Source organism: Flavobacterium limi (genome assembly GCF_010645075.1).
GTDB lineage: Bacteria > Bacteroidota > Bacteroidia > Flavobacteriales > Flavobacteriaceae > Flavobacterium > Flavobacterium limi.
The window spans coordinates 271,030-296,987 of the sequence record NZ_JAADZV010000007.1; the positions used below are offsets into that span (position 1 = coordinate 271,030).

Annotated in this window: 21 protein-coding genes; 6 read left to right on the forward strand and 15 right to left on the reverse strand. The window is 36.5% G+C overall.

The features are described 5' to 3' along the window. Nucleotides 1-43: 43 nt before the first annotated feature. The gene (uvrC, locus tag GXM16_RS15875) at nt 44-1,837 is read right to left on the reverse strand and encodes an excinuclease ABC subunit UvrC (protein ID WP_163395462.1); all 1,794 of its coding nucleotides are present in this window, start codon (nt 1,835-1,837) and stop codon (nt 44-46) included. Nucleotides 1,838-1,976: 139 nt separating this feature from the next. Between uvrC and GXM16_RS15880 the strand changes: the two genes are divergently transcribed. Together GXM16_RS15880 and GXM16_RS15885 are read left to right on the forward strand one after the other, a co-directional pair. Then, a complete protein-coding gene (locus GXM16_RS15880) occupies nt 1,977-2,957 on the forward strand; it encodes a succinylglutamate desuccinylase/aspartoacylase family protein (RefSeq protein WP_163395463.1) in 981 nt (326 codons plus the stop codon). Beyond that, entirely contained in the window at nt 2,944-3,513 is a 570-nt protein-coding gene (locus GXM16_RS15885) for a 5-formyltetrahydrofolate cyclo-ligase (protein WP_163395464.1), read from the forward strand. The genes GXM16_RS15880 and GXM16_RS15885 overlap by 14 nt, the downstream gene beginning before the upstream one ends. Before the next feature lie 89 nt (nt 3,514-3,602). Here the strand turns inward: GXM16_RS15885 and GXM16_RS15890 are convergent, their stop codons facing one another. From GXM16_RS15890 to GXM16_RS15905, 4 genes are all read right to left on the reverse strand, one after another. Further along, entirely contained in the window at nt 3,603-4,010 is a 408-nt protein-coding gene (locus GXM16_RS15890) for a hypothetical protein (RefSeq protein WP_163395465.1), read from the reverse strand. A 79-nt stretch (nt 4,011-4,089) separates the two neighbouring features. Then, entirely contained in the window at nt 4,090-5,109 is a 1,020-nt protein-coding gene (gene pheS, locus GXM16_RS15895) for a phenylalanine--tRNA ligase subunit alpha (RefSeq protein WP_163395466.1), read from the reverse strand. Nucleotides 5,110-5,197: 88 nt separating this feature from the next. After that, nucleotides 5,198-5,647, reverse strand: coding sequence for a hypothetical protein (locus GXM16_RS15900; protein WP_229684365.1), 450 nt, complete (start codon nt 5,645-5,647; stop codon nt 5,198-5,200). A gap of 103 nt (nt 5,648-5,750) precedes the next feature. Further along, entirely contained in the window at nt 5,751-6,107 is a 357-nt protein-coding gene (locus GXM16_RS15905; RefSeq protein WP_163395468.1) for a hypothetical protein, read from the reverse strand. Between the two features lie 144 nt (nt 6,108-6,251). On the opposite strand from GXM16_RS15905, the gene GXM16_RS15910 reads away from it, so the two are divergent. Further along, nucleotides 6,252-6,782 carry a CvpA family protein gene (locus GXM16_RS15910; RefSeq protein ID WP_163395469.1) on the forward strand — a complete coding sequence of 177 codons (531 nt, stop codon included), beginning with the start codon at nt 6,252-6,254 and terminating at the stop codon, nt 6,780-6,782. A gap of 79 nt (nt 6,783-6,861) precedes the next feature. On the opposite strand, the gene GXM16_RS15915 is transcribed toward GXM16_RS15910, so the two are convergent. Beyond that, on the reverse strand, nt 6,862-7,215 hold the full coding sequence (locus GXM16_RS15915) for a hypothetical protein (protein WP_163395470.1): 354 nt from the start codon (nt 7,213-7,215) through the stop codon (nt 6,862-6,864). Nucleotide 7,216: 1 nt separating this feature from the next. Further along, entirely contained in the window at nt 7,217-7,678 is a 462-nt protein-coding gene (locus tag GXM16_RS15920) for a Panacea domain-containing protein (RefSeq protein WP_163395471.1), read from the reverse strand. Nucleotides 7,679-7,856: 178 nt separating this feature from the next. Between GXM16_RS15920 and GXM16_RS15925 the strand changes: the two genes are divergently transcribed. The 3 genes from GXM16_RS15925 to GXM16_RS15935 all read left to right on the forward strand — a co-directional run bounded on the left by GXM16_RS15925 (nt 7,857) and on the right by GXM16_RS15935 (nt 10,710). Beyond that, nucleotides 7,857-8,957, forward strand: a complete 1,101-nt coding sequence (locus tag GXM16_RS15925; protein WP_163395472.1) for a helix-turn-helix domain-containing protein — start codon at nt 7,857-7,859, stop codon at nt 8,955-8,957. A gap of 79 nt (nt 8,958-9,036) precedes the next feature. Then, complete coding sequence (locus GXM16_RS15930; protein WP_163395473.1) at nt 9,037-10,029, forward strand: alpha/beta fold hydrolase; 993 nt, start codon at nt 9,037-9,039, stop codon at nt 10,027-10,029. Between the two features lie 6 nt (nt 10,030-10,035). Then, nucleotides 10,036-10,710: a hypothetical protein gene (locus GXM16_RS15935; RefSeq protein ID WP_163395474.1), complete on the forward strand. Its 675-nt coding sequence runs from the start codon at nt 10,036-10,038 to the stop codon at nt 10,708-10,710. A gap of 69 nt (nt 10,711-10,779) precedes the next feature. On the opposite strand, the gene GXM16_RS15940 is transcribed toward GXM16_RS15935, so the two are convergent. From GXM16_RS15940 to GXM16_RS15975, 8 genes are all read right to left on the reverse strand, one after another. Continuing rightward, on the reverse strand, nt 10,780-13,206 hold the full coding sequence (locus tag GXM16_RS15940; protein WP_163395475.1) for a glycoside hydrolase family 95 protein: 2,427 nt from the start codon (nt 13,204-13,206) through the stop codon (nt 10,780-10,782). Nucleotides 13,207-13,435: 229 nt separating this feature from the next. Then, the gene (locus GXM16_RS15945; RefSeq protein ID WP_163395476.1) at nt 13,436-14,941 is read right to left on the reverse strand and encodes a family 43 glycosylhydrolase; all 1,506 of its coding nucleotides are present in this window, start codon (nt 14,939-14,941) and stop codon (nt 13,436-13,438) included. Between the two features lie 9 nt (nt 14,942-14,950). Beyond that, on the reverse strand, nt 14,951-16,897 hold the full coding sequence (locus GXM16_RS15950) for a sialate O-acetylesterase (RefSeq protein WP_163395477.1): 1,947 nt from the start codon (nt 16,895-16,897) through the stop codon (nt 14,951-14,953). Nucleotides 16,898-16,917: 20 nt separating this feature from the next. Continuing rightward, entirely contained in the window at nt 16,918-18,171 is a 1,254-nt protein-coding gene (locus tag GXM16_RS15955) for a glycoside hydrolase family 5 protein (protein WP_208797386.1), read from the reverse strand. 192 nt (nt 18,172-18,363) lie between these two features. Then, a complete protein-coding gene (locus GXM16_RS15960) occupies nt 18,364-19,863 on the reverse strand; it encodes a cellulase family glycosylhydrolase (RefSeq protein WP_163395478.1) in 1,500 nt (499 codons plus the stop codon). A gap of 44 nt (nt 19,864-19,907) precedes the next feature. Next, entirely contained in the window at nt 19,908-22,142 is a 2,235-nt protein-coding gene (locus GXM16_RS15965; protein ID WP_163395479.1) for a glycoside hydrolase family 3 C-terminal domain-containing protein, read from the reverse strand. A gap of 85 nt (nt 22,143-22,227) precedes the next feature. Then, a complete protein-coding gene (locus GXM16_RS15970; RefSeq protein ID WP_163395480.1) occupies nt 22,228-23,784 on the reverse strand; it encodes a GH39 family glycosyl hydrolase in 1,557 nt (518 codons plus the stop codon). Nucleotides 23,785-23,889: 105 nt separating this feature from the next. After that, nucleotides 23,890-25,896 (reverse strand): glycoside hydrolase family 97 protein, encoded by a 2,007-nt coding sequence (locus tag GXM16_RS15975; protein WP_163395481.1) that lies wholly within the window; start codon nt 25,894-25,896, stop codon nt 23,890-23,892. Nucleotides 25,897-25,958 lie beyond the last annotated feature (62 nt).

A 25,958-nucleotide genomic window follows, 5' to 3' on the forward strand; every position in this document is an offset into this window, starting at 1 on the left:
AGTATTTGAAATGGACAGCTGGATTAGGCGCATAAAAAACGTGCTAATTGGTTTTGTAAAATTCGACAATTTTTTTGGCTTTTGATACACCTATTACATCAGAAATTTCTTTTTCTGTAGCCAATTTCAATCTTTTAACACTTTTGAAATGCTGAATTAACGTAAGCATTGTTTTTTCTCCAATTCCCGGAATACTTTCGACAGACGAATTAAGGGCGGCTTTGCTGCGTTTGTCACGGTGAAAAGTGATTCCGAACCTATGCGCTTCGTTTCGTAATTGCTGAATAACTTTAAGCGTTTCTGACTTTTTATCGAGATACAGCGGAATCGAATCACCGGGATAAAACAGTTCTTCAAGACGTTTCGCTATTCCGATAATGGCTATTTTACCACGTAAACCTAATTCATCAATACTTTTCAGGGCAGCTGACAACTGTCCTTTTCCTCCATCGATAATAATAAGCTGCGGAAGCGGTTCGTTTTCGTCCAGCAGTCTTTTATAACGGCGGTATACAATTTCGGTCATAGAAGCGAAATCATCAGGCCCCACAACAGTTTTTACATTAAAATGACGGTAATCTTTCTTGCTTGGTTTTCCGTCTTTAAAAACGACACAGGCTGCCACCGGATTTGTTCCCTGAATATTCGAGTTATCAAAACATTCAATATGTCGTGGCTCTGTTGGCAAACGCAGATCTTTCTGCATTTGCGCCATGATTCGGTTGACATGCCTGTCAGGATCCACGATCTGTAATTGTTTCAGTTGTTCAATTCGGTAGAATTTGGCATTCCGGATTGACAAATCAAGAATTTGCTTTTTATCACCCAATTGCGGAACGGTTATTTTTATGTTTTCACCTAAATCCAGTTCAAAAGGAACAATGATTTCTTTTGATAATAACTGAAATCGTTCACGCAGTTCTACAATGGCCAATTCTAATAATTCCTCATCACTTTCATCCAGCTTTTTCTTCATTTCTAAAGTATGCGAACGAATGATCGATCCGTGCGAAATCTGCAAAAAGTTAACATAAGCCGCACTTTCATCAGACACAATCGAAAAGACATCGATATTGGTAATCTTCGGATTGATGATGGTTGATCTGGATTGGTAATTTTCAAGAATTTCAATTTTTTCCTTTATTTTCTGTGCTTCCTCAAATTGTAAATTCTGCGCATAAGTGTTCATCAATTTCCTGAAATCCTTTAAACTTTCTTTAAAATTCCCTTTCAGGATTTCACGAATGGCATTGACTTGTCTTTGATATTCTTCCAAAGGTTCTAAGCCTTCACAAGGGCCTTTGCAATTTCCAATATGATATTCCAGACAAACCTTAAATTTTCCCGAATTGATATTCGATTCACTCAAATCATAATTGCATGTTCTTAACGGATACAATTCTTTGATTAAATCTAAAATTGTATATACCATTTTGAAATTGGTATACGGACCAAAATATTCGGATCCGTCCTTTATCATTCTTCGGGTCAGGAATATTCTCGAAAAAGGCTCTTTTTTGATACAGATCCAGGGATAGCTTTTGTCATCACGAAGCAGCACATTATAACGTGGCTGCAAAGTTTTGATCAGGTTGTTTTCTAATAAAAGCGCATCGGTTTCAGTAGGGACAACAATGTGTTTTATGGTAATAATTTTTTTTACCAGTACATTGGTCTTCCTTGTGTCATGAATTTTATTGAAATAGGAAGAAACCCTTTTCTTTAGGTTTTTGGCTTTTCCAACATACAATATCTTTCCGTCCTTATCATAATATTGATATACACCGGGATTGTCCGGCAGGGTTTGAATCTGAAGTTCTAAAGACGGTATTTGCATTGTATTCTTTTCTGAAGATATAATAGAGTTTTGTCAAAAATCATTCCGATTCGCATAGGAAAGCTTAACACTGAAATCTTTTCAAATTTACGAAATCAAAAGAATAATTTCTATATTTAGAGCCTGTTTAAAATCCGACATGAAAAACAATGCCCCAATGGTTCTTTTTGGCGAATCGATTTTGCCCGGAGAAAACAAAACGATCAATGTAGAAATCGCGAGATTGCATACTACAACCAAACTTAATATACCCATTATTGTTCGAAGATCTAAGATTGAAGGACCGGTAGTTTTATTTTCAGCCGGAATTCATGGTGATGAAATAAATGGTGTCGAAGTTGTACGTCAGATTATCAGTAAAAAAATAAACCGCCCCACAAGAGGAACTATTATCTGTATTCCGATTATTAATATTTACGGTTTTGTCAACAAATCAAGGGAATTTCCTGACGGACGCGACCTGAACCGTGTTTTCCCGGGAAGCAAAAAGGGATCACTGGCCAGTCGTTTCGCTTTTCATATTACCAATCAGATATTGCCTATTATTGATTATGCGGTCGATTTTCATGCCGGTGGCGCCAGTCGTTTTAATGCGCCTCAGATCAGAATTACAGAAAACAATCCCGAATTAAAACTTCTGGCAGATGTTTTTAATGCGCCGTTTACCTTATACTCGAAAAACATCAATGGTTCTTTTAGAAATACATCAGAAAAAGCCAATGTTAAAATGCTGCTTTTTGAGGGCGGAAAATCATTGGATATTAATGACCCGGTTGCCAATGAAGGCATAAAAGGCACCAAACGTCTGCTCGATTATTTAAACATGCTCGACCCGAAACATATTGTTGAAAAAGCCGATTTCCCTTCTATTTATATTAAAAATTCAGTCTGGCTAAGAGCAAAACAATCCGGGTTATTACACGATTACAATATGGTAAGCCGGTTTGTTACGAAAGGAACCATTTTAGCGATTATTACCGACCCATTTGGTAAATTTGAGCAAAAAGTAAAAGCACCACATGACGGTTTTGTTATCAATGCCAATCATTCGCCAATTGTTTATGAAGGCGATGCTATTTACCATATTTCTAAAAATGTAGACGACAATGCCGACGACTAAAAAAGAACTTCGATTACATTATAAAAACCTCCGAAAAGAACTTACTCAGGAAGATATTGAAGAAAAAAGTCTTGAAATAAGCAATCAATTAATCTCCTTACCAATTTGGGATAAAACCTATTACCATGTTTTTCTTCCTATTATGGAGCAAAAAGAAATCAACACTGAGTATATTTTGCACCTCCTTTCCGGAAAGGACAAAGAAATCGTGATTTCAAAAAGTGATTTTGAAACCCGGATCATGTCGCACTTTTTACTGACAGACAATACCAAAATCAAAAAAAACGAATACAATATTCCCGAACCTGTAAATGGTCTGTCTGTTACTTCTCAAACTATTGAAGTTGTTTTTGTGCCGCTTTTAGCTTTTGATGTCTTTGGAAACCGTATTGGCTACGGAAAAGGGTTTTATGATAAATTTTTAGCCGAATGCAATCCGGAAACCATCAAAATCGGGCTTTCTTTTTTTGAAGCAGTAGATCAGATTGATGATATTTTTGAATCGGATGTAAAACTGGATTATTGTGTGACACCTGAGAAGGTTTATAAGTTTTAAAACTGTATCCTATTGTATCAGTTCGAGCGGAGTCGAGAACCTACGAAACATCTCGACTCCGTTCGATCTGACAAAATATCTTAGATAAATTATTTTACCATAACCCCTTCAACAAACAAAATCGGCACTTCCTCAGTGTTGTTTTCGTTGATTAAGTTTGATTTGAAGATAAATTTCTTATCGTATAACGTGTTTCCAATAAAGAAAGTAACCATAAATTCATTGTTCAAAACCAAAAGGCTTTTTTCAATCATTTCAATCTTAACTACAGAAACTGCAGGAACCTCAACAAAGGCATGACGTAAGATAGACGTTTTTTTCATTTCGCCGTCTATGGTTCCAAAAGCTTTTGAAACTACCATTACGCTGTCTAAATTGAAGTCGCTGTCGTTTACTAAATAAGCATACCAGACTTTTTCCATAAAGTCATCACTCCATTCCTGAACGGCAGCTAAGAATACATTTTCAACTTCGGGAATAACAATATCTTTTTTCATTTTTCGTAAACTGTAAAATGTAAAAAGTGATTAGGAAGCAGAACTTCTAACTAATCACTTTTCACTTATAATTTTTATTTTAAATATTTGCTTTGAATTGCTCTAAGAAGCGAACATCATTTTCGTAAAACATACGGATATCTCCAATTTGGTACAGCAGCATCGCAATACGCTCTACTCCCATTCCGAAAGCAAAACCGTTGTATTCATCAGGGTTGATATCACAGTTTTTAAGAACGTTTGGATCTACCATTCCGCAGCCTCCAATTTCCAGCCAGCCTGTTCCTTTTGTGATACGGTAATCGGTCTCGGTTTTTAAGCCCCAGTAAATATCAATTTCTGCACTTGGTTCTGTAAACGGAAAGTATGAAGGGCGTAGACGAATCTTAGATTTCCCGAACATTTCTTTGGTGAAATACAGCAAAGTCTGTTTTAAATCGGCAAAAGAAACATCTTTGTCAATGTACAATCCTTCTACCTGATGGAAAATACAGTGTGAACGTGACGAAATGGCTTCATTACGAAAAACACGTCCCGGAGAAATCGTACGGATTGGCGGTTTGTGATTTTCCATGTAACGCACCTGAACAGATGATGTATGCGTACGCAACAGCACATCAGGATTAGTCTGAATAAAGAACGTATCCTGCATATCACGCGCCGGATGGTATTCCGGTAAGTTTAATGCCGTAAAATTATGCCAGTCGTCTTCGATTTCCGGACCTTCGGAAACATTGAAACCGATATTCGCAAAAATATCAATAATCTGATTTTTAACAATCGAAATAGGATGACGTGAACCAATAATTACGGGCTCAGGCGAACGTGTCAAATCTCCAAAAAAGCCTTTTACTTCTTCTTTGCTTTCCAATTCTTCCTGAATAGCTTTTACTCTTTCTTCAGCAACCGCTTTTAAGGTATTCATCACTTGACCAAAATCTTTTTTCTGATCATTCGGAATATTTCTGAACTCATTAAAAAGTTCTTTTACTAAACCTTTACTGCCTAAATATTTAATACGGAACTTCTCTAAAGATTCTTTATTTTTTTCATTAAAGGCTTTAGCTTCCTCTATATGTTCTTTTATCTTGTCTATCATTTCCATTCTACAATTGAGGGGACAAATTTAAGGAATTTGTTTCAAGTATAATGTCTTAAGCTTAAAGTTTCCCTTTAAAACTCTTTATCTATTTTATCAGACTGATTTTACTTTCAATTTCTTTTACTTTTTCCAGCCAATAATTAATTCCTTCCTGATTTCTAACAACTTCATTTTTATAATTTGAAGATACCTGATTCAATTCAAACCAATTCTTTTGATTTTCTTTTTCCTTTTCTTTCTTTGTTGAAGGTTCTCTTCTGTTTTGCCAAAAATTAAGATTTTTAAAATACGTATCTTTTATCTCTTCAAAATATTCAATTAATTTTGGTTTTGAATTTGGAATATAACCTGGTCCGCCACAACCACAGGAATGAAACGTAATTCCAACAGTATATAAGCTTTTAATATGCTCCCACTTTTTAATATCATCTTTTTTAGGCGATTCAAAATCAAGCCCCATGTTAGCCATTAATTCTGAACATTGCGGACATTTGGCTTCAAAAACAGATTCTTTTCGCTTTTTTATATCACTCATTAATCGTCTTTTAAATGTCTTTCGGCAATTAAAACAAGCGTAATGGGGTTTATATGAAGTTGCTGCGTATCTGCACATTTTCGTATTTTGATCTAATCCAAAATTAATCAATAACTTCTCTTTCTAAAAAATAATTTACAATCGCTTCTTTCATCAAGACCGATTGTTCTCCGGCTTTTAATGCAGGCAATTGTTCTTTTACTTTGTAATGCGGCCAGCCATCTGCGTCGAAATATTCGAACTCATAAAAACCGTATGGTTCCAACAATCTGCAGATTGCAATATGCATCAGGTTCAGTTTTTCATCTTTTTTAAATTCACGGTGAACTTTTCCGAGTTCCTGAACCCCGATAAGATAAATTATGGAATCCAAGTCTAAATCTTCGCCCTGCGAAAACTGATTGGATAATATATTGACGAGCTTTTCCCAGCGCTCTTTTAGTTGTGTATCCCTTGACATTTCTTAGTAATTATAAATTATGAATTGTGAATTATAAATCACAAAACCATAAAATTTAGCTTACAAAGATACGGAGTTGAAATTTGAGAACATATCCCTGATAAATTCTTTTATATTTGCGCCTCATTAAAACAAAGATAAAATATGAGTTTTTTCGATATAATTTTGGGAGCACTTTTGGCTTTTAGCCTGTATAAAGGCATCAGAAATGGTCTTTTTGTAGAAGTAGCATCTTTTATTTCTTTACTCTTAGGAATTTATATAGCCATTAAATTCTCGTCTTTTCTAAAAAACATCATTATAAAATATGTTTCCTGGAACCCGAACACCGTTCAGGTAACCGCTTTTATCCTCACATTTATTTTAGTCGTAATAGGGGTTTATTTCTTAGCTAAAATTTTAACCGGAATAGCTGATTTTGCTTATTTGGGATGGATAAACAAATTGGGGGGAGGGTTTTTCAGGGTCTTGAAAACCGTTTTGATCATAAGTATTTTTATAGCGCTGTTTGAAAAAATTAATTTCAATAACACTTTCGCTAAAAAAGAAACTTTAGACCATTATATTTTTTATAATCCGATTAAAAAAGTAGCCGCTTTTGTATATCCTTCGATTGAAAAAGGATATGAAAAACTTAAAAAAGCGAATGCTGAAAAATCAGCGGAAAAAGAATAATGAAGTATTTAGTCCTTTAGTGATTAGTGAAGAGTAATTAGTTTTGGCCGTTACTTACAAAGAGATTTAGCTAACGGCTCTAATTTGGTGCCTGAGGAAATAAATTTTTCAGAATAATCAGCATCATTCCGATTACGTTTACAGATGATGTTGTCAATAAAGTTATCAGTACATTTTCTGAAAGATTCAGTTCCAACAGATTATGATTAAAATATAAAATGGAGATTACAGCTGCCAGCCACAGGAAAATAATAAAAGAGAAAATATAAGTAAGATATCTTCTTAAGATAGTGTCTTCGATGAAACGTCCCAGTTTTGCATTTCCCAGCCTGTCTTCAAGGATTTGATTTTGTATACGGGCATTATCGATATCTACAGGACTAACTGCCGCACTATTTTCAATAGAAATCTGGCTTAAATTGAGTAATGACATCTTAGTTAGAAATTGGTTTTAACTTTTTATAATGCTCAAAAATATCGTCATCAGAAATAACAGCATTCAAATCTTTTCGATATACTTTTTGCCAGGGAGTTCCATCAATATGTGTTAAAGCACTTAAATACACTCCGTCAAATCTTCCGTATACCTCCCATATCTTGTCTAAAAACTGTTCATCTTCACTTGAGATTCTTTCATTTTTGATAACATTTGGAATCTTCTCAGTAATTTTTTCTTTTTTGTATTGTTTGATACTGTAATACAAAGAAGGAAAAACAGGGCCAAAATCCCAGGCAATCGGGTTTTCATCAATCAGTCTTTGTTGTTTATCTGTCAGGGCCAGGTACCAGCCATACGCAATATAAGTTAGCTTGATTATTTTCATAGGGGTAAGATTTCCTGTTTTGGAATATTTATCTATAAAATAATTCGCAACCGTTGTTGGATTGTAAGACATAATTATAAAATATATTTATCAAAGTTAGTAAAATTAGATTGTTCTGCAATTATCAACTCTACTGTTTTGTTAATCAGCTATTCTGTAGAATATTTTACTTTTTCAAAACTATTATTCTGCATAAATAAATTATATTGCTTCGTTTTAGGAATTGTTTAACTAAAAGCCTTGCGCAGGTATGTTTTATTTAACGGGAATTATAATTACCTTTTTTTTAGTTGTTATTTTAACCAGCAAAAAAAATAAAAGTGAAGCTGATAAAACCTTAGCGCTCTGGCTATTTTTTACAGGTTTTCACCTGATTTTATTTTACCTGCATTTTAATAATGAATATACAGAATTCCCTTTTTTACTTGGATTTGAAATTCCGATGCCATTGGTTCAGGGGCCTTTTTTATACTTGTACACTTCCGCTTTAACAAATCAGGATTACAATAAAAAGTATAATCTGTTTCATTTTGTTCCTTTTTTAATTGCTATACTACTGCTCCTTCCTTTTTTTGGTTTGTCTTCTGATGAAAAAATAGATATTTATAAAAATGAAGGCAAAGGTTATGAGTCATTACTTCTTGTTGTATACATTTCAGTCATTATTTCAGGAATTTTATATGCGCTGCTTTCTTTGCAAAAACTTTCCAAACATCGTAAAAACATTACCGAGCAATTTTCTTTTACCGAAAAAATTAACCTGAGATGGCTGAGTTATTTAATTTTAGGATCGGGTATTATTTGGGTAGTGGTTATTTTTTGCGATGATCCATATATATTTTCGACCGTTGTGATTTATTTGTTTTTTATTGGGTATTTTGGAATAAAACAGGTTGGAATTTTTACCAACAAACCCATTTCTGAAAACAGTGAAACTGAAGCTTTAGCTTTAGAAACTGTTTCTGCTGAAAATCAATCAGAGAAGATCAAATATGAAAAATCTGGTTTAAGCGATTCAGAACTTCAGTCCATTCACAAAAAACTGAATCAGTTAATGCAGGAAGAAAAACTGTATAAAAACTCTGAACTGACTTTAGCGGAATTGGCGCAAAAGTTAAACGTACACCCCAATATCCTTTCGCAGGTAATTAATTCTGCGGAGCAAAAAAACTTTTACGATTATATCAATTATCAGCGGGTTGAAGAATTCAAAAGAATCATAGCGTTTTCAGAAAATCAAAAATTCACTTTGCTTTCTTTGGCTTTCGAATGTGGCTTTAATTCTAAAACTGCTTTCAACCGTAATTTTAAAAAAGTAACAGGACGTTCTCCTTCAGAATATTTGAAATAAAAGAGAACCACCTTACAAGTTGGGGCGACCGGCACTCTGTCAGTGTCCATCTTTGCAGAAATTTTTAAAAAATTATGCAATGAAAAACAAAGTTCTCTCTGCGATAGCAATGGCTGTTTCTGTTTTCTTCTTTTTAGGATGTGAAGAAGAAAATTCTATCGATCAACCCGGAAACCTGGTTCCAAAAACAGTCGATCAGGATTCATCAATCCCCTCAATTTCTATTAATGGCACGCAGCTTCACGCTGAAACTTTTGGAAACCCGAACAATCCAATGGTCGTATTTCTACACGGTGGCCCAGGTTCTGACTATCGCAGTTCCCTAAATGCGAAAGACCTTGCGGACGACGGTTATTATGTAATTTTTTATGACCAGAGAGGTTCGGGTTTATCCAAAAGACACGACCAAAATAGTTATTCCATTCAATTGGTTCTGGACGACCTTACTGGGGTCATTGCGCATTACCGCACCTCTAATACTCAGAAAGTGTTTCTGTTCGGGCATTCGTGGGGAGCTATGCTTGCTACAGCTTATGTAAATACGTATCCGGCTCTTATCAACGGAGTCATTCTCGCTGAACCCGGCGGACTCAATAAAAAACTATTGGATGAATATGGGGAGTCAAGCCGAAAACTAAATTTATTTTCTGAAGCCACGAGTGACTTATTCTATATGGATCAGTTTTTAACCGGAAAAGAAAACGAACACGAAATCCTGGATTATAAAATGGGGATTTCTACCAGTTTTTCCTATGCGAAAGGAAACGATGAAGGAATTGAAGGACCATCTCCTTTCTGGAGAATGGGTACAGCAGTACTGAACGGTTTCATAGATATTGCCGAAAATGATGGTTTTGATTTTACTACCAATTTAACACAATATGATACAAAAGTTTTGTTTTTGTTCGGAGAAATGAACAAATCCTACGGTTACCATTTCGCCCGCAAAGAAGCCATGTATTTTAGAAATGCACAGATTGAAGAAGTAAAAGGAACCGGTCATGAAATGATTTATTTTAAATGGGAGAATGTACATCCGATAGTGTTGAATTATTTAAACGAACTAAAATAATTTGCCATGAAACCAATATTGATACTCATTACATTTCTCATTTCACTTTTTACATTCAACATTTTACACTCACAGACCATTAACTGGAAAAGTCTTCAAAACGAACAAAAACATATCTTAAATGCAAACACCGGCTGGGAATATGGTTTTGTTTACGGAATAGGATACGCTTATAGATTAGAAACCAAAATACCTATGGTTCTCGAAGGTTCTGTTTCTTTTGCTTCGGGTGAAGTTATTTTGGATGATTTTAAAACTAAAATAGGCGGGCAAATTAACCTGTACCAGATTGAAAATTTCAATTTCAACGCTGCTGTACACGGAATTTACAGACGCTACGGAAATCCGCTGGTCACTCTGCAGAATTTTGGTGCCGATGCAACAGCAATAATCGGTTATTACAAACCTAAATGGTTTGCAGCCGGCGAATTTGGTTTTGATAAAGCCATTGTAACACATTTTAAACATGCAGACATTTATACAGATGTTTATCCGGATGTAAAAAATGGCTGGTTTGAACCTGCAACCGGTGGGAACTTCAATTTTGGAATTCAGGGTGGCTATTCGTTTAACCGAAGTGATATTACCTTACGCGCTGGAAAAGTTATGACAGAGGACTTTAAGACTTCTCCTTTAGTTCCTTTTTATTTACAATTAGGGTATAATTACAAATTAGATTGATTTAGTTGATTAGGTTAATTAAAAGCAAACCCGACAGGTTTTTAAAACTTGTCGGGTTTAAAATATTAATTATTTTTTCTCTTTAATCCACAATTGAAGTATTTTCTTTTCTCCCTTTTTCAAGTCGATTTCTCGCTTATTTTCTCCATAAATGACTGAAGTTTTACCTCCATTTTTTGATGAAATAGTTAATGTCATAACCATTTTATTACTCCAGGTCATTTCAATTTCAAAACCACCACGGGCACAGATACCTTTTACTGAACCGCTTTCCCAGGCATCCGGTAAAGCAGGCAATAATCTGATTTCGTTTTCATCTGACTGAACCAGCATTTCGGCTACAGCAGCTGCGCCGCCAAAATTTCCATCAATTTGAAATGGCGGATGCGCGTCGAATAAATTCGGATAGGTTCCTCCTCCCCTTCTTGGCTTTTCGGTTTTTTTTCCGTCCGGATCTACGTAACGAAGTAATTCACGGTACATTTTATAGGCTCTGTTTCCATCCCAGAGTCTTGCCCAGAGATTAATTCGCCAGCCTTTTGACCAGCCTGTAGTTTCATCACCTTTTATTTCTAATATTTTTTTGGAAGCTTCAGCCAAATCCGGGGTTTTTAAAGGTGTAATATGATCCCCCGGAAACAGTCCGAATAATTGGGATTGGTGACGGTGTTTTGGATCTTTATCTTCCCAATCAAAATACCATTCCTGTAAATTGCCTTTTTTGCCAATTTGATACGGATGTAAATTCGCTAAATCAGCTTCCATCTTTTTTACAAATTCAGCATCAACATTTAAAATCTTAGCAGCTTTAATCGTTTTATCAAAACATTCACGAATCATTGCCAGGTCGGCTGTTCCACCGTACATTGTCGCTCCCACAAAACCATCAGCTAATTTATATTGATTTTCGGGAGAAGTTGATGGAGCTGTAATCAAATTTCCGTTTTTATCTTCTACCAACCAACCCATACAAAATTCGGCTGCGCCTTTCATCAACTGATAGCCTTCATTTTTTAAATAATCTTTATCCTGAGTAAAAATATAATGTTCCCAAATATGAGTACTCAGCCATGCTCCAGCCATTGGCCAGCATGCCCACATTGGATCTTCTTTTCCGAATTGTCCAACCGGATTCGTCATGGCCCAGATATCTGAATTATGCCCAGCTGCCCAGCCTTTATCAACTCCATAAAAAGTCTTAGCTGTAATTTTTCCGGTTACCGAAAGATTTTTTATAAAACTCAATAATGGCAGATGCATTTCTGAAAGATTGGTATTTTCTGCCAGCCAGTAATTTTCCTCAACATTAATGTTCATCGTGTAGTTACTGCTCCATGGCGGACTCAGATGCGGATTCCAAAGTCCCTGTAAATTAGCCGGAACGCCCTTTGTTCTGGAAGAACTGATGAGCAGATAACGCCCGTAATTGAAATAAAGGATCTCGAGGTTTTTATCTTCTTTACCTTCAGAATATCGTAATAAACGTTCATCTGTTGCCAAATCAGGAGCTGTTGTTTTTCCTAAATCCAAATGAACACGGTTGTAGAATTTCTTATAATCGGCAACGTGAGAGCTTTTCAATTTATCGAATGATTTTGCAAAAGCTTTTTTTAGGCTTTTGGATGCAATTGTTTTATCGTTTAGACCTTCTGTCGCAGGATTTTTGTCGAAACCATTGAAACTTGTGGCTATTGAAACATAAATTACAGCTTCAGTTGCGTTTTTCACGCCCAATGTTTTGTCTGAGGCAATAATTGCTCCATCTGTATTTTTGATTTTCATCAGGGTTGTAAATCGTGTTCCTCTTTCTTTTATTTCAAGATATTTTGGAAGAACGGTATAACCTACATGTTCATTTAGCGGCGCCTTTCCACTCAGTGACAAAACATTGTCTTTAACCTCAACATTTGATTTTAGTAAACTGCTCAAATTGATATCAAAATTTAAAGTTCCCTTTTGGCTGCTGGTCAATTTGATAATCATAATTTGATCCGGTGCTGAAACAAAATATTCTCTGGTAAATTTTACGCCGTCGATTTCGTAAGTCACTTTTGAAACTGCTTTTGAAATATCCAGTTCTCTATGATAATTAGTTGCTTTTCCTCTGTTGGGACTGGTAATTTCTATTGTCCCTAAAGGTGCATACTTCTCCGAGTTTTTTCCCTGGATTTTTTTGTTTAGCTCTTCGGCCAGTTTGTAGTTTTCGTTTTGAAGCGCTTCACGAATTGCAGGAAGATTTTTATATGCTTCGGGATTCATGTTTGCATTTACAGGTTCTCCCGACCAAAGTGTAATATCGTTCAGATAAATTTTGTCTGAATTCACTCCGCCAAAAACGGTTGCTCCCATTTTTCCGTTTCCTAAAACGAGGCTTTCTTCAAAATATTCCGCTGGCTGATTGTACCATAAAACATGGCTGGATTGCGCCGAAATGTTTGTGATATAAAATGTGAGAAGTAAGATGAAAAATGTTTTTTTTATAACGCCTGAATTCATTTGTAAAAATTTTTAGTTTGAATTATTCAAATGTATTGTCCGTTCAGAAAGATTGGATGCTGCAATATAATATGTTTCTACAGTATTTACTGTTCAATCCTACCAGTTACTGCGTGAGGGATGGGAGCAAACTACCGAAGTAGTGCGGACAGCCCGACCGCATCCCGATAAGTGGGTGAATATCCGCAAAGTAAGTTTGCCCACTTATCGGGATGCGGTCACGCCCAAATTATTCCGGTAAAGGTTTATATGTGAAATTACTAAACGTCACTGAACCTTCCCCAACAGAAGCAAGTCCTATACGAAGACTCATAAACCCACTTAGTGCATTATGATTGAAAGAACTTACCTCAGCAGAGTTTTCGATTTTCAGCCAATCCTTTCCGTTGATGCTGTAAAACATATTTACGACCTGTTGCTTTTTTTCAAGGCGTAAAAACAAGTGTTTTTTATTGACTCCTTTTACAGTAGGAAATTGCCACACTCTAAGAATTGCCATGATATTTTCTTTATCGAAAGCGATTCCGGTGAATATTTTGCTATCGTAAAAAAGAACTAAACCAGCCGATGCATTGCCTTCTATTTCAACTTCTACATCAGCTGTGTACGAATGATCAGAAGGTGTGCATAACAATGGCGAACTTTGACCGATACCCGTTCCTTTTCCTTTAATTTTTATTCCGTTAACAGAAAATGTGGCTCTTCGGGAATCGTATTCATCAAAAAACTGCCATTGCGGATTGAGCTTCTCTCCTGTAAAAGTATCAGAAAGTGTGAAATTATTTTTTATGGATTCACCTGCCGGTTTTTTAATTTGATCTTCGGTTTTAATACCTTCCTTCATTTTGTACCAGCCGTCTTTTGTCCATTCTACAGGCTGCAGCAATGTCTGGCGCCCCATGTTGTAATAACCGTTTTCATAGCCGTGAAAAACCATCCACCAGTTTCCTTTCACATCATCAATTAGTGTGGCATGGCCTTTTGACCACCATTTTTCGGAAGCGCTGTTTGTTCTTAAAATGGGATTGTAAGGCGAGTTTTCCCAAGGTCCTAAAGGCGATTTTGATCTTGCCGAAATTACCATATGGCTGGTTGCAGGACCGGCTGTACCTCCTTCGGCAGTAGTCAAATAATAGTAATCGCCTCTCTTGAAAACTTTTGGCCCTTCCATGCAAAAACATTCAATGGACCATTCTGACGGGATTTTCCATCCTTCATAAACCTGCTTACTTTCTCCCGAAACTGCCAAACCGTCTTTTGAAAGCGGAACATAACTTCCATTGCTGAAATATAAATATCGGTTTCCTTTTTCATCTGTAAAATGTCCCGGATCGATATTACCGATTTTTAAATCTATAGGATCGCTCCACGGACCATTGATATTATCTGCCCAAACGACATAATTGGTTTCGTTTGCCGGAAAATAGATGTAAAATTTATTGTTGAGTTTTACCAAATCAGGCGCCCATACTGAACCTACACTTTTTTTGAGTGCATGGGTAACGGGTTTCCAGTTGATCAGATCTTTTGATGTCCATATTAACAATCCGGGATAATAATTGAATGAAGAGTGAACAATATAATAATCCTCACCATCACGAATTATTGAAGGATCAGGATAATCCCCTGCAAATATCGGGTTTTGATAAAATCCGTCTTTTATGTTTTGTTGCTGCTGCTGTGCCTTAAGTGCCAGCGAAATGAAACTTATAAATATGAAAATTGCTTTTTTCATGAATCTATTTTATTTGCTTATGCTATACTTTTCATTGGCCGTAATCATTTCCCAATTGTCTGTTCTGAAAGGCGATGCCGGAAATTTTTCTTTATTGAAAAGATTGATTTCAGTATCATCGTCTGCCCATCCGTAACGAACTGCAACCGGATTTGGAACATTTTCGCTGGAAACAATAATTTTGTTGTCTTTGATTATCGCTTTCGCAGAATGAAAAATCTGGTCGGCACCGGCGATTTCGAATCCTTTTAATTCGGAATTATTCGGTGTTGATAATCCACTGCCAATGTTGTTGAAAGTCAGAATGATTTGGTTTCCTTTTATTTCCTGAGATTTATAAGTTGGTCCGCTGAAAATTTGTTTTTCGCCGTAAACGTTATTCAAAGCAATGGCTGCCAAACGAAGTCCCACATCTTGCTTATTGGTTGGATGAATGTCTTTTGCATTACCAATATCTGTTGTAACCGCCATTCCGGTATTAGGTACTTTTAAAGTTTCGGATTGTGCTTCGCGGAGTTCAGCCCAGCGGCTGCCTTTTTTACTGTTGCCTCCAAATTCATCAAAAGTGGACAACTGAACAAAGTAAAAAGGAAAACTGCCCTGATTAAATTTGGTTCTCCAGTCCTGAATCATTAAAGGAAATGCTTTTTTATACTGCTTAGCTCTCCACACATTTGCTTCACCCTGATACCATAAAACGCCCTGAATCGCATACGGAACCAGCGGATTTACCATAGCGTTATACAATAATGACGGATAACTGTTTGGTGAAACTGCAATTTTTACCTGAACGATATTAAATTTCCAAAGTCCTTCCAAAGGCAAATTAGAGTCCTTAAATTGAATTTTTAAATCGACAGGATCTCCATAAATTCCGCCACCTCCGGTATAATCGGCAATTCTGACAGCTATTACATTTTTGCCTTCTTTTAAAACACCAGCCGGAATTTTATACACTCTTAGTTTCTCCCAAATATTGTTAGTACCAACCTGAACTCCGTTGATGTACGTTATATCTTCATCATCAACTTTTGCCAAATGTAAAATGGCTTCTTTCCTGGCTTGTTCAGCAGTTAAACCAATTGTCTTTCGCATCCAGACAATTCCGTCCATATTACCAATTTGCTGATTTTCCCATAGTGAGGGTGCTTTTATTTCAGGCCAATTGTTATCATTAAATTCAAATGTTTTAAACTGATCTTCGTTAGCCAGTGTCACATCAAAACCCTGAATCTTCCTTATATTTCCTAAAAGTGATTTTTTATAATTTTCGAAAATTTCATCCATATTTACGGTTGGAACTTCGGCAATCATCGCTTTAAATTCATCACTATTCTGAAATGCTTCATGGCTTGTCCAGGTTTCTATACAGGTTCCGCCCCATGAGGTATTTATTATTCCGATTGGGATTTTTAATTCTGCATATATTTTTTTAGCAAAATAAAAACCTACCGCTGTAAAATTACCAACAGTTTCTTTACTTGAAACTTCCCATTTTCCGGCTTTCAAATCTTCTTTTGGAGTTCCGCTAAGATCCTGAGCTACTCCAAAATGACGAATCATCGGGTAATTTGAATCGTTAATTTGATCTTTGGCATTCATTGTCTTTGAAACCTGAAATTCCATGTTCGATTGTCCGCTGCAAATCCATACTTCGCCCACCAAAACATTTTTGATGACGATTTTGTTTTTTCCGGTAATGGCTAATTCAAAAGGCCCTCCGGCTTTTTCGGATGCTAATTTCACAATCCATTTTCCGTTATTATCTGCCTGAATAGTTTTGGTTTGCTTGTTAAAATGAATGGTTATTTTTTCATTTGCATCAGCCCAGCCCCAAACCGGAATTTCCTTATTTCGCTGCAGTACCATTCCGTCAGAAAACAGCAAAGGCATTCTGACATTAGCGTTTGCGAACAAAGAAAAAAACAATACAAAGGTTACTATCTTCTTTTTCATTCTATTTTTATAATTCAGATTTATTTTAGACCATCCATTAAGGCAGTCAGTGCTTTGGTATCAAAAACGGTATTATTTGTCCTATTGATGATTCCAAAACCATTGTTTGTCATACTGCCTTCGTCCCAGTAAAAAGGTACCAGACCGTTGGCTTTTGCCTGCTGTACTACATATTTTAAATAATAAGCTCGGGATGCCAAATGTTTCGTCAGATTATCGCCCGTTAATGAAGAACGTCTGATGGCGCCAAATTCTCCTAAAATTACCGGAATTCCTTTGTCTACGAATTGAGTTTTCATCAGTTTAAAATCGGCTTTTACTGCAGCTTCTTCACCCCAGGTCGCATTTCTGCCGGTATCTGTTGTTGATTTATAACCATTCCCCCAATAGTAAAACATTTTTCCCCAGCTTTCATCCTTAGTCAATCCGGCAAATTGCCAGGGTGCATAATAATGTACTTCTACCATCATGCGGCCTGCTAATTTATCTGTAGGTAGTGAGGTCATCAATTGGTTGGTTTTTAAAATATCTGTTCCCGGCCCCTGGATTATTAAATTCCTGTATGCATTTCTGCCTCCTGTAGAGCGAACCGCATCGATAAATGTCTGGTGATAGGATTTAAGTACTGCCATTTGTTCTGCATTTTCTACATTAGGTTCATTGGCACTTGCAAAAAGCAGCAATCCGTTAAATTCCCTAAGACTAGTTGCAATTTGTTCCCAAAACGCCTTTTGCTTTTCATTATTTTCAGCTTGTTTGGCTACGGTGATATTGTTTTCCAGCCATCCGCCATCCCAATGTACGTTTACAATACAATACATTCCGTTATCATTGCAGTATTTCACTACTTCTTTGACTCTGTTCATCCAGTCTGACTTTATTTGTGAAGTGGTCGAATTAGCCAGATATTGATTCCATGAACATGGGATACGTACCGCATTGAAACCTTTTGCTTTTACTAAATCTATTAATGCTTTGGTAACCTTCGGGTTTCCCCATGCTGTTTCACCTCCGGTAGCTTCTAAAGTGTTCCCAATATTCCAGCCTATCTTAATTTTTGAAGCAACGGTTTTTGCATCGCTCCCCATTCCTGAAGCATCAGCGGGCAATGGATTCGTATTATAATTAGGTAATTTTGATGTAGAGATCTGAGCAACTAAGTTTGTATCTGCTACGATTTTTTGTTCAGGTACATCATTACTGCAAGATAAATTTGCTAATAATAACAAACACAGTAAAACTGTAAATTGGCAATCTATAAATGCTTTTTTCATACTCTTTAGTTTTCTATTTAACATATAAATTAATAATCAAAACTTAATTGAACTGGAAACTACTATTTTTATTATTAAAAAAACCTTTTTAGATAGTAATAAAAAAATCTGCAGTTAATTTCACCTATCGAAAAACATTTTTATTTTGAAATTTCAATATATAAAACCACTGCAGATCTTAGAAAAATATTTTTAATTTAGTCCATCCTGTAAGCCTTTTAATGCCTGTGCATCATATACAGTATTATTACTTCTGTCAAATAAAGACATTGTATTTGTACCTAAATTTCCGGCATCCCAATAAAATGGCACCATACCATTTGCTCTCGATTGTTTTACAACATACTTTAAAAAGTCGGCTCTTGATTTTAGGTGTAATGTTAAGGCGTCACCGGTTAAATTACGTCTGATTGCACCAAACTCTCCTAAAATTACCGGAATTCCTTTGTCTACAAACTGCGTTTTCATGGAACGAAATTTCTCATCTATAAAAGATTCTTCTCCCCAGGTTGAATTACGTGAAGTATCTGTAGTTGAATGATTTCCTGCTCCCCAATAATAAAACATTTTACCCCAGTCTGCATCTTCTGTCATCAGTGTAAACTGATACGGATAAAAGTGAACTTCTGCCATCATACGGTTTGCAGTTGGATCTGTTGGTAATGAAGTCATCCAGTTGTTTGTTTTTTCAATATCTGTTGAAGGTCCCTGCACGATTAAGGTACGGTACGTATTTTTTCCTCCGGTTGCTCGAACAGCATCAATAAATGTTTGATGGTATGATGTTAAAACTGCCATTTCTGCTGCATCTTTAACATCCGGTTCATTGGCACTTGCAAATAGCAAATGTTCGTCAAATCCTCTTAAATACGTAGCTATTTGCTGCCAAAATGCTTTTTGTTTGGCATTAGTTTCAACTTTCTTAGCCTCTGTAATATTTTTTTCCAGCCATCCGCCGTCCCAATGAATATTTACAATTACATACATATCATTATCAACACAGTACTGAACAACTTCTTTAACACGGTTTAACCAATCTGTTTTGATTTTTGCTGTTGCAGCATTTTCCATATACTGATTCCATGAACATGGGATTCTAATCGCATTAAATCCATTCGCTTTAACCAAATCAATTAAGGCTTTTGTAACCTTTGGATTTCCCCAGGCAGTTTCACCACCTGATGCTTCAAGTGTGTTACCAATATTCCATCCTAATTTCATTTTAGCAGCCAGTTGTACTGCAGTACTGCTCATACCTGTGGCATCGGCAGCGATGGGATTTGTGTTATAGTCGGGAAATCCCTGAGAACCTGCAACTCCAGCCTGTGAAACTGTAATCTGTACCGTTTTAGCGTCATTTGAAGTTAATGTTATAATTGCTGTTCTGGTTTGAGTTGTTGTATTTGCTAAAGCTGTAACTGTAACTGTAGTACTCCCCGATGTACCTCCGGACTGACTAATTTTCAGCCAGCCTGCACCTGAGTTACTCAACAACCAGGCGGTTGCATCTGTTTCAATTTTAATCTCTTTAGTACTTTCGCTGCTTTCAAAATCAATTTTACTTGTGCTTGCAGTAAGACCTTTAATTGTCAAATCCTGCGCTGTTTCTTTATCAGCACTACAGGCAAATAGCCCGGCAAAAATTATGCAGGATAAAAAACTAAATACATAGCTGTTTATTATTCTTTTCATTTCAATTGGTTGATTAAGTTAATAAAGTGGTTGTTTTTAAATTTTTATTTGATGGTTATTACTATTTCTTTTTTGATATCTCTTGAAGAATTTCCGATTTTCAATATGTATTTTCCCGGTTCAACTGTCCATTTTTTAGCAGCTGCATCGTAATAAGCCAGTTCCTTAACCGGAACCTTAATTATTACTGTATTTGAATCTCCGGATTTTACTAATGTTTTTACGAAACCCTTTAATTCTTTTTCAGCACGTGCTACTTTTGAATTGGATTTTGAAGCATAAAGCTGAACTACTTCTTTACCATCAGTTTTTCCTGTATTCTTTACCTCTACAGAAACAGAAATAGTTTCATTTGAAGCATATGATTCTTTGTCTGCCTTTGCATTTTCGAAAGCAAAACTGGTGTATGACAATCCGTACCCGAAAGGATATAGAGGTTCAATTTTTTTAGTATCAAACCAACGGTATCCTACCAAAATTCCTTCGGCATACTTAACAGCTTTATCACCAGGAAAACTGTTTGTTGCATGCGCCGGAGAGTCCATGAGTTTTTTAGGCATTGTCCATGGTAATTTTCCGGATGGATTTATTTTTCCGAGCAGCACATCTGCTATGGCATTTCCTCCTTCTGAACCATTAAACCATGTCCATACTAAAGCCGAAGTTTTTTGACTGATGTCTTCTATTTCAAAAGGGGCTCCCGCAACAAAAACTACAATCGTTTTTGGATTAACCGCCTGCACCTTTTTAATCAGTTCTTCCTGTCCAAATGGCAATTTTAAATTTCTTCGGTCTGAAGCTTCTGTTTCATAATCACGGTTAGAACCGGCAAGAACAATAGCAACATCCGATTTTTTGGCTGCTTCAATTGCTTCCTGTAATTTGGCAGGATCTAACTGGTCTATTGTTACAGGGCCATTAGACGTTATATTACCTAAATTTCCTTTGTTTTTTTCTTCGTAACGTTCTAAATAGCCTTCGGCATAATTAATGGTAACAGATGATGGCAATCTGTTTTTTAAGCCTTCAAGAGGTGTGATTTCCCTTTTGGTTTTTACCCCTGCTCCAAATCCGCCCAAAGCATTTTTTTTGGTTGCATTGTTCCCGATTACTGCAATTGATTTTACTCCGTCCAGTTTCAACGGTAAGGCGTTGTTTTCATTTTTTAATAAAACCACAGCTTCTGCTGCAATTTTATAAGCATCCTGATAATGCGCTTCGGTGGAGATGCTTCCTTTAACACGGTCTTTGCCGCCCATTGCTTTTACCTGAAACAAGGTTCGCAAAATTCTTTTTACATGCTTGTCGATTTCTGCTTCTGAGATTTCTTTGTTCTTTGCGGCAGCGATTAATTTATCGGCAAGGAAAAACTCATTGAAAGGTTTTGGTGTTCCCATTTCGATGTCCAGTCCGTTCTGAAGCGATTTTACTGTAGAATGCACCGCAGCCCAGTCTGAAACCACAACTCCCTTAAAGCCCCATTCATCACGAAGGATTTTATTGAGCATATAATCATTCTCACACAAATATTCTCCTCTGAATTTGTTGTAAGCCCCCATAATACTATAGGCTTTTCCTTCTTTCACAGCAGCTTCAAAAGCCGGAAGATAGATTTCGCGCAATGTACGCTCATCAATCTGTACATCTACGAAATCACGATTCGTTTCCTGGTTATTGGCTGCAAAGTGTTTTACACAAGCCATAACATCATTATCCTGTAAACCCACCACCATAGGTACCGCCATTTTTTTGTTTAAAAACGGGTCTTCGGTCATGTACTCATAAGTTCTTCCGCCAAGTGGTGTTCTCACAATATTGATTGCCGGCGAAAGCAGCATGTCTTTATCTCTGGCACGCATTTCCTGGCCAACACTATTTCCAAAAGTATATGCCATTTCAGTATTCCATGTGGCTGCCAAAGCTCCGGCTGCCGGATAATAGGTGGCAAAATCATTGGTTAAACCTGCCGGAGCCCAGCTGTCTCTGGAAATTTCCTCACGAACTCCCAGTGGTCCGTCAGCCATTTTTAATTCGGGAATACCTAAACGTTTTACACCGCCGGAAGTAAACATACTATTGCCATGCAGCATGCCTATTTTTTCTTCAAGGGTCATTCTAGCAACCAGTTTATCAATTTCAGTGTCAAACTCTGAGCTTATTTCCTTACCTGTATATTCTTTTTGAACAGAATCAGCATCTAACCCTTGTGCATTGTTTTTACAGGAAGTAAAAACCACAAAAGCCATCAATGCCGAAAGTCGTAAAATTTTGTTTTTCATATCGTTTTGTTTTTTAGATTTAAAGATTTTGATCCTCACAAAAAACCTTTAAAAACTGGTGTTTAAATTTATTCCTGGTTTTATTTTACTGTTTTATCAAATTAAAAAGAACAACATCATTTTCATTTATTTTAAGTTCCTTGCTGAAAGTGCCTTTAGAATCGATAGTTATTTTTTCTGTGGCAACAGGAACTCCGTTATTTTTTGCTTTGATTGAATTTACCTGATCACGTGTCAGCTGACTTGGTTTGTTCATAGCCAGATAATCGGCATAAGCATCATTTGATTTATAACCCACTTTGTAGATTTCCAGAATATATTTTCCCTTTTGCAATCCGTCAATTTCAATTTTTACTTTTCCTTTTTCTTTTGAAGGCAAATCTTTGACGTAATAGGTCTGATTCCACATTTTTTCGCCCGGATGTGTATTGGTAAAATCCCAAAACAAAAGCTGAACATCCCCTTTTTTGTTTTTGGCAGCCCATGAAGAAGTGTCCTGATTCTGAAGTTCAGTTTCACCTAATTTATTTAGTAATGAATAAGAGAAGTAAGCTGGTTTTTTAATTCCCTGTGTATTCAACAATCCGAAACCTCCATGGAAAGGGGTAAATCTTGGACCTGCTTCCTCAAAAATGTCCGTGAAAACCCAATATGACATGGAGGTTGCGGCATTGCCAACCTGTTTTAATTTCTGTAAAATATACGCTGCTGAGTGATAGCTGTCATGAATTGGGTCTGCAGGAGTGTAGGATGAACTCCATTCTGTATAATGTAGTTCCAGATCTGGCTTAACCGAATTGGTAATCTGCTTACGCGAATTGATAACATCTCCGCTGATACTATTCTGATCAGGGCTCAAAACCGTACCCGAAGTTCCGAATTCGTCCAGATATCCCTGGTTTACTCCATAAGTATGTGTCGAAATAAAATCTAACGGAACATTATTTTTAGCCGCAAATTCAATGGTCTCCGGAACCCATCCGGCCCCTGCTGTTGCTGGTCCTCCTACTCTAAAGTCTTTATTTACTGCTTTTATGCCACGAGCTGCATAATCGTATAATTTGAAATATTCTGCCTGCGTTCCAGTCCAGAAACCTGGAGTTAGATTAGGCTCGTTCCATACTTCAAAATACCATGTTTTTACTTCTTCGGTTCCGTAACGCTCAGCGAAATGCTGTGTTAGGTTCCGAATCAGATCTTCCCATTTTTTATAATCTTTTGGCGGTGTGACATTTCCTTTCCACCAGAAAATGGTTTCTTTTCCGCTTGCCAGTGCATTGGGCATAAAACCTAATTCTACAAACGGTTTCATTTTCAGACTCAAAATAAAGTCAAACAAAACATCGACGTACTGATAATTATATTCCGGATTTCCTTTTGAATCTTCGCGGTAAACAGCCATATCGTCGGACAATAAACCATGAAATCGAATGTATTTAAAATCACATTCTTTTTTTACCATTGTCAACTGCTGCTGCCAGTCGGCTCGGAGTCCTTCATTTGCTCTTCCGGCACCTATGCATTCTTTGAACATGGTATTTAATTTTCCTGCCGATTTATTGTAATCTACTTTTATGGTTCGGTCTTGTGCAAACAAATTGACTGAACTAATAAGAACCGCTATTATGAGAAACTTTTTCATCTGAAAATATTTTAACTTTTGAATGATTAGACGCACTGCTGTGCTGCTCTACCGTATCTTTACAGCCCTGACTTTTTACATCTAACATTTAACTTCTAACTCAAATTATAATTTTTTAAATCTCACAGCTCCACCACCGGCACCACCTAAATTCAATTGTAATTTATCCGAAGATTTTACTGTTTTCTTAGAAATGGCTACCGCTTCCGGATTATTTTTTTGATTGGTTCCTTCAGCATCTACATAAATCTGAGCTTCGTAGGTTGTATTTGGATCTAAGAATGACAATGAAACCTCAACTTTTCTTGGGTTTTCATTAGTCAGAGTTCCTAAATACCAATCTGCACTGTTTCTGTCTTTTCTGGCTGTTGTGATGTATTCACCAATTTTTCCTTCTACAATTTTAGTGTCTTCCCAGTCTGTCGGAACATCTTTTAAGAATTGTAAAGCTGGTTTTCCTTCGTAGTTTTCAGGTAAGTCAGCCAGCATTTGAATTGGGGAATAAAGCACTACGTACAATGCCAACTGCTGCCCCACTGTTCCCTGAATTCTTTTTCCCGGATAACCTTGTTTGACCTCTACATCAAAAATACCAGGCGTAAAATCCATTGGTCCGGAAAGTAATCTTGTAAACGGAATAATACTCAAATGGTTTGGCGGGTTTCCTTCGCTCCATGCATTGTATTCCTGTCCGCGAGCTGCTTCTCTCGAAACCATGTTCGGAAAAGTTCTTCTTTCTCCTGTATCTTTTATGGATTCGTGGTATAAAACGGCTAAATCATACTGTGCTGCTTTTTCTAAAATGTATCTGAAATAATTCACTCCAAATTGTCCGAAGTGCATTTGTTTCATGTTTAGTTTAGAACCCACATGACCAATTTTTACCGTATGAATTCCAAGTTTTTTGTATAAAGCAAAACCCTCGTCAACTTCTTTTAAATAGTTAATTAAATTTGAACCTGTCTCGTGATATCCGATTAATTCGATGTTCTTTTTCTTTCCATATTCAACTACTTTTTCTAAGTCGAAATTGTCCGCATTTTTCGTGAAGCTGAACATGTGCATACGGTTTTCGTACCAACCCGGCGTCCAGCCTTTGTTCCAGCCTTCGATCAATAAATGGTTGAAACCTTCTTTTGCTGTAAAATCAATATATTCTTCGGCATGTTTGGTTGTTGCACCTTGTTTTTCGCTTTCCCAGAACGTATATTTTCCGATGTGCATTCCCCACCAGATTCCTAAATATTTATAGGGTTTGAAATAGCTGTTTGTATTTTTTAGCTTGTTTGGCTCGTTTAGGTTTAAAACCAAATAAGAAGTAATCAATTCTCCCGGATTTTCTCCAATTTGAATCGTTCTCCAGGATGAAGTAAATGTATCTTTTACACGAACTTTCACTCCGTCAGCCCAAGGCACCAAATCAGATTTTAGCTCTGTTCCTTTATTATTCACCAAAGTCATACTGGCAAAATCGATCAGGTTTGCTTCGTGGAAACTTAAAGCCAATCCGCTCTTGCTCTCGATTGTTAAAGGCGTCAAAACTGTATCTAATTTACTAACCGGCGCAGCTTCAAAAAGGTATTCGTCTCGGTTTTCTCTGTTTGCAGGAATCCACCATGCTTTTCCGTCATCTTTCAGGTTAAAAGTGGTTTTTTCATCCATGATGAAAATACTGTCTTTTACATTTTGTTTTGGATACACATATCTGAAAGCTACTCCGTCATCAAAAGCACGAAACTGAATCTGCAATTTTCTTTTGTTTCCGGTTTTTTGCTGCAAATCAACCACCAATTGATTATAGTGGTTTCTAATATTTTTCTTTTCTCCCCAAACCTGTTCCCAGGTTTCATCAAATTTGGACGTTTTAGCTCCTTTAATTTCGAAGTTTGTGCTTAAATCTTCGTTTCCTTTTAGCAAAAAACCCATATCTGATGGTGTAATCACTTCGGTTTTTCCGTGTGAAACTGCATACTTTGGAGCATTTTTTACTAATTCAAATTTGATTTTATTCTGACCGTTTGGTGAAGCCAGTTCGTAAGCATTTTTTGTTTTTTGACTGTGTCCCAAACTAATGGAAAGCACTACAGCGGGAAGTAAAAGATATTTTATCATGGTATTTTTTTAATTCTTTATAAATAAATCGGATGATCCGGTACCACCCGATTTATAAAACT

Coding starts and splice junctions, on each gene's coding strand:
- GXM16_RS15930 (WP_163395473.1), top strand. CDS start 9,037: ATGAAAAACAAAGTTCTCTCTGCGATAGCAATGGCTGTTTCTGTTTTC.
- GXM16_RS15915 (WP_163395470.1), bottom strand. CDS start 7,215: ATGTCATTACTCAATTTAAGCCAGATTTCTATTGAAAATAGTGCGGCA.
- GXM16_RS15955 (WP_208797386.1), bottom strand. CDS start 18,171: ATGAAAAAAGCATTTATAGATTGCCAATTTACAGTTTTACTGTGTTTG.
- GXM16_RS15910 (WP_163395469.1), top strand. CDS start 6,252: ATGAGTTTTTTCGATATAATTTTGGGAGCACTTTTGGCTTTTAGCCTG.
- GXM16_RS15935 (WP_163395474.1), top strand. CDS start 10,036: ATGAAACCAATATTGATACTCATTACATTTCTCATTTCACTTTTTACA.
- GXM16_RS15880 (WP_163395463.1), top strand. CDS start 1,977: ATGAAAAACAATGCCCCAATGGTTCTTTTTGGCGAATCGATTTTGCCC.
- GXM16_RS15920 (WP_163395471.1), bottom strand. CDS start 7,678: ATGTCTTACAATCCAACAACGGTTGCGAATTATTTTATAGATAAATAT.
- pheS (WP_163395466.1), bottom strand. CDS start 5,109: ATGATAGACAAGATAAAAGAACATATAGAGGAAGCTAAAGCCTTTAAT.
- GXM16_RS15940 (WP_163395475.1), bottom strand. CDS start 13,206: ATGAATTCAGGCGTTATAAAAAAAACATTTTTCATCTTACTTCTCACA.
- GXM16_RS15925 (WP_163395472.1), top strand. CDS start 7,857: ATGTTTTATTTAACGGGAATTATAATTACCTTTTTTTTAGTTGTTATT.
- GXM16_RS15945 (WP_163395476.1), bottom strand. CDS start 14,941: ATGAAAAAAGCAATTTTCATATTTATAAGTTTCATTTCGCTGGCACTT.
- GXM16_RS15970 (WP_163395480.1), bottom strand. CDS start 23,784: ATGAAAAAGTTTCTCATAATAGCGGTTCTTATTAGTTCAGTCAATTTG.
- GXM16_RS15950 (WP_163395477.1), bottom strand. CDS start 16,897: ATGAAAAAGAAGATAGTAACCTTTGTATTGTTTTTTTCTTTGTTCGCA.
- uvrC (WP_163395462.1), bottom strand. CDS start 1,837: ATGCAAATACCGTCTTTAGAACTTCAGATTCAAACCCTGCCGGACAAT.
- GXM16_RS15965 (WP_163395479.1), bottom strand. CDS start 22,142: ATGAAAAACAAAATTTTACGACTTTCGGCATTGATGGCTTTTGTGGTT.
- GXM16_RS15960 (WP_163395478.1), bottom strand. CDS start 19,863: ATGAAAAGAATAATAAACAGCTATGTATTTAGTTTTTTATCCTGCATA.
- GXM16_RS15900 (WP_229684365.1), bottom strand. CDS start 5,647: ATGAGTGATATAAAAAAGCGAAAAGAATCTGTTTTTGAAGCCAAATGT.
- GXM16_RS15885 (WP_163395464.1), top strand. CDS start 2,944: ATGCCGACGACTAAAAAAGAACTTCGATTACATTATAAAAACCTCCGA.
- GXM16_RS15905 (WP_163395468.1), bottom strand. CDS start 6,107: ATGTCAAGGGATACACAACTAAAAGAGCGCTGGGAAAAGCTCGTCAAT.
- GXM16_RS15890 (WP_163395465.1), bottom strand. CDS start 4,010: ATGAAAAAAGATATTGTTATTCCCGAAGTTGAAAATGTATTCTTAGCT.
- GXM16_RS15975 (WP_163395481.1), bottom strand. CDS start 25,896: ATGATAAAATATCTTTTACTTCCCGCTGTAGTGCTTTCCATTAGTTTG.